Source organism: Wolbachia endosymbiont of Nasonia giraulti, assembly GCF_048054155.1.
Classification (GTDB): domain Bacteria; phylum Pseudomonadota; class Alphaproteobacteria; order Rickettsiales; family Anaplasmataceae; genus Wolbachia; species Wolbachia pipientis_C.
Window position 1 is genome coordinate 1 of record NZ_JAFEVH010000078.1, and the last position, 4,143, is coordinate 4,143.

Here is a 4,143-nt window from a genome sequence, read left to right on the forward strand (position 1 = left end):
AACTGGTGTCCAACTAAAAACTAGTTGGACACCAGTTATCTGGTAGGTTAAAAATTGAGTTGAATTGAAAATGCGGTTTGACACACTTTTTTGAACGTTCCCTTTGTAACACCTTAAATTTCCTTTAGATTATGTAGGTTTTGGTAGTAAATTTTTTAGAAAGATGTTTGTATTATAAAGTTGGTAGAGATTCTGATTTACTTGAAGTTTGTTAATTGGTATCTTTTAAAGCACAATATTCACTATAATATGCTTAAGATCTTTTCTAAAGTTTTATTTATATTAATACTTTTGGTTTCTAGTTTCTTTACTGTACATAATGTTGAAGCGAAGTCTAAGGTAAAGTTCAGTAAGAGGTACATACCTCCTGGTAACCCTGGTGGTGCAAACTTTCATGCAGACGAGGATTTTGCTGAGTCATATAAACTGTATGAGAAGCGTAGGGAGCTCCTCAAGAAAAAAAAGTTACAAGATCTAGCTATAAATAAAGAAGATCTAATCAAAAAATTAAAAGAAAAAAAAATTGCTAGCCTTGATAACGAGCCAAACAACGTGGGAGCTTGCATAGTTGAAGATGGGGAGGATGCTATGATCAATCAGCATGGTATTAATCTTGCACGTTTAAAGGGTGCTGTATTTATAGATCAAGAGCCAGTTTCTCAGTATGAAAGTAAGCAGCATAAAAGTGAACAACAAAAAGGGAAAAAAGTTACTTCAACACGAGAAAAAAAAGTTTCCCCTATAAATGTTACTATAAAAGAAAGTCCATCAAGAAGAACGTGCTCTCATGATTCTATTACTGATCTAAATAGAACACCACAGCATAGTTTAAATGGTTCAAGTTCATTTGGCAGTGTAGTTGACACAGTAAAATAGTGTCACGATTAATAATATGCTAGATAGAGACCTGACATTGAGTGATGATGCATATGAGTCATCGCCGGTTTCCAGGCATAAAACTCATACTGTAAAAGTTGGACAAGTGAAGATAGGTGGAAATAATCCTATAGTTGTTCAATCCATGGCACTTGGTGCACATATAGATTCTGACAACATAAAAAGCAGTGCTCAGAAATATGCAAAAGAAGTAATAGAACTAGCGCATGCAGGTTCAGAATTGGTGCGAATTGCTTTGAACTCAGAGGAAGTAGCAAAAGCAATACCTTATATAGTAGAGGAAATAAATAAAGAAGGCTTTGATGGTAAGATATTAGTAGGCTGTGGACAATATGAGCTCTACAGGCTGATTCAGGATTATCCAGACAACATTAAAATTCTGGGTAAAATTAGGATAAATCCAGGTAATATAGGCTTTGGTGATAAACGTGATGAAAAATTTGAAAAAATTATAGAGTATGCAATAACGCATGATCTTCCTGTCAGAATCGGAGTAAATTGGGGTAGTCTTGATAAGTACCTTTCACAAAAATTAATGGATGAAAACTCCTTGTCTAGTAATCCAAAAACTTCTGATGTTATATTACGTAAGACGCTTGTAATGTCTGCTCTTGGTAGTGCAAAAAAAGCTGAAAAGATTGGCCTTAATGCAGAGAAAATAATCATTTCATGTAAAGTCAGTAGAGTGCAAGATTTAATTTTAGTTTATACGGCACTTGCACAATCTTCCAATTATGCGCTGCATTTGGGTTTAACCGAAGCTGGTATGGGTAACAAAGGCGTAGTAAATACCACAGCAGGGCTTACTTATTTATTGCAAAATGGTATTGGAGACACTATCCGGGCTTCTTTAACTCAGCGCCCTGGTGAATCACGCACTAATGAGGTGGTAGTATGTCAGGAAATACTGCAGTCTATAGGTTTGCGCTACTTTAACCCTCAGGTGAGTTCATGTCCTGGTTGTGGACGCACAAGTAGCGATCGTTTTCGTATATTAACTAAGGAAGTAAATGGCTACATAAAAACTCATATGCCGGTATGGAAGAAAAAGAATCCTGGTGTAGAGTATATGAACGTTGCTGTTATGGGATGCATAGTAAATGGTCCTGGAGAGAGCAAACATGCAAATCTGGGGATCAGCCTGCCTGGATACGGAGAAAAACCTGTTTCAGCAGTCTACAAAGACGGCAAATATTTCAAAACTTTACAAGGTGATAATATTTTTGAAGAATTTAAGGAAATTATTAGTGATTATGTGGAGAAGCATTACACATAAGCCTTTCACAAGTTTGTACTTAGACTACATTCTGTTTAGTGAACGTCAAATGAGACAATAAAGAACGTAAATTTAAAAAATAGATAATAGCTAATAGGGTTTCTTTTGCCTTTTTTTTATATGGTAAATTTCTTAATATTTAGATTGGCCCGGAGTAGTATAGAGATGTTATTCCAGTATCAAGGACTGAAGTTTCCTGATCTACAATATTTGTACAGTTATGAAATAGATGCAATTTTGACATAAAAGCTTTACTTTTTGAAATTTTGGGTTACGTTTAATTTAACATATTTCAGTGGGGAATTTATTGTAAGTAGAAAGAAAGCTTTAAAAATATTAGGTTTTGAATCAAGCGATGCGCCCAGTGAACAAGAAATTAAATCAGCGTATAGAAAATTAGCCTTAAAATATCATCCTGATAAACATTCAGAGGCTGCAAAGAAACAAAATGAGGAGAAATTTAAAAAGCTAGGTAATGCATATGAATTTCTCACTAAGGAAAATATAGAAGGGGTTAAAAATCTAACTGACGAAAATTTAAATGAAATTAATTCGCCTGGAGATTTGAGGTTTTACTTAAGTAGGGCTCTATATAATCAGGATATAAAGTTTCTTGAAAAGCTTTTTTCCAAATTCAAAAGCAGTAAAGATGGAAGATTTGGTGATTACATCAATGAAGAACTTATTTGTATTTACTTTCCATTATCTATTGCTTTAATGCAAGCTAAAGATTCAAGAAATTATAGTATTTTGAAACTTCTTTTAGAAAATGGTGCTGATCCTAATATAAAGCTATTACATAATGAAGCTTCGTTATACTATTATATGGTTCTCGACGACAGCAGAATTGTAGAGTTATTGTTACAATATGGTGCTGATTCTAATATGGTAGATAGAAATGGTAAAAATCCGTTGTTTGAAGCGTTTTTGTTTGATGATGATCATACTATGGAAATACTTTTGAAATATGGTGCTAATCCTAATATGTTAGATGAAAATGGTCGAGGTCCATTATATCAAGCAATCAATTGTGACAACGATAAACGCGAAAAATATTTAGAGTTGCTTCTAAAGTATGGTGCAGATCCTAATCAGAAGGTTAATGGCTCCAGAGTTATAGAGTGTGCTCCATATTTCACTAATAATGGTGTAATGAATTTGATTAAAACGCTTACTCTGCCATACGGTAGCAATGATAAAGTTAAAGGGTTGATGGCTGAATACGGTGGAGTTGATAGACGTTATCTACGTGATCAAACGATACTGACTTGTTGTTGCTTAATCGTCGCTTCTGCTACTTTTTTTAGTATAGCTTTTCCTTTGCGCTATGTACCGACAGCAATATTTGCACTTGCCGCATGTTTTTTTATTAAAAATGCTGTACATGCTGCATTTTTTGCAAAAGAACCTTCTACTGAGTTTACCGAAGCTAGAGCTTGTCCAGAGATTAGTAAAAGAGGCTATAATATCTAAAGTTTTAGTACTGGGTAAAGACGAGAAAAAAGCACCCAGCAGACCTAAGTCAAAGGGAATGGACAAGAATAGAAAGCTATTCCAGAGTATCATACAGGAAAGTAAGAAAAAAATATACTATAGTTAAAAAAATGTGATGGGATACCAAGGAGAAAATTTAAAAATCATATAAAGGAAGAATATGGTATGGATATTGAGATTGTCAAAAGGCCTTCATGTAGGTTCTAAGTCAACAAAGACACACCGCCTTAGCTACTACCAATGAGGGGTTTAAAGTACAGCCAAGAAGGTGGGTTGTAGAAAGGACTTTTGCTTTAGGAATAGAAGACTATCGAAAGAATAAGATTTACTCACTGAAAATGGGAACGTTCAAAAAAGTGTGTCAAACCGCATTTTCAATTCAACTCAATTTTTAACCTACCAGGAAAAAAGATATCAAGTTGAGACATAGTTAAAGCCCAATTAGGCAAAGCAGTAATCCACTTTTGCTCTACCTT

Annotated in this window: 3 protein-coding genes and 1 pseudogene; all 4 read left to right on the forward strand. The window is 34.4% G+C overall.

Going from position 1 to position 4,143, the window contains the following annotated elements; translation table 11 throughout:
- The first annotated feature begins 249 nt into the window (after positions 1-249).
- Entirely contained in the window at positions 250-876 is a 627-nt protein-coding gene (locus tag JR312_RS06200) for a TRP75-related protein (RefSeq protein ID WP_264330408.1), read from the forward strand.
- 16 nt (positions 877-892) lie between these two features.
- Positions 893-2,173, forward strand: coding sequence for a flavodoxin-dependent (E)-4-hydroxy-3-methylbut-2-enyl-diphosphate synthase (gene ispG, locus JR312_RS06205; RefSeq protein ID WP_264375566.1), 1,281 nt, complete (start codon positions 893-895; stop codon positions 2,171-2,173).
- 258 nt (positions 2,174-2,431) lie between these two features.
- A complete protein-coding gene (locus JR312_RS06210) occupies positions 2,432-3,646 on the forward strand; it encodes an ankyrin repeat domain-containing protein (RefSeq protein ID WP_416647977.1) in 1,215 nt (404 codons plus the stop codon).
- A 104-nt stretch (positions 3,647-3,750) separates the two neighbouring features.
- Positions 3,751-3,986, forward strand: a pseudogene (locus tag JR312_RS06215) (IS5-like element ISWpi1 family transposase); the annotation flags it as partial.
- Positions 3,987-4,143 lie beyond the last annotated feature (157 nt).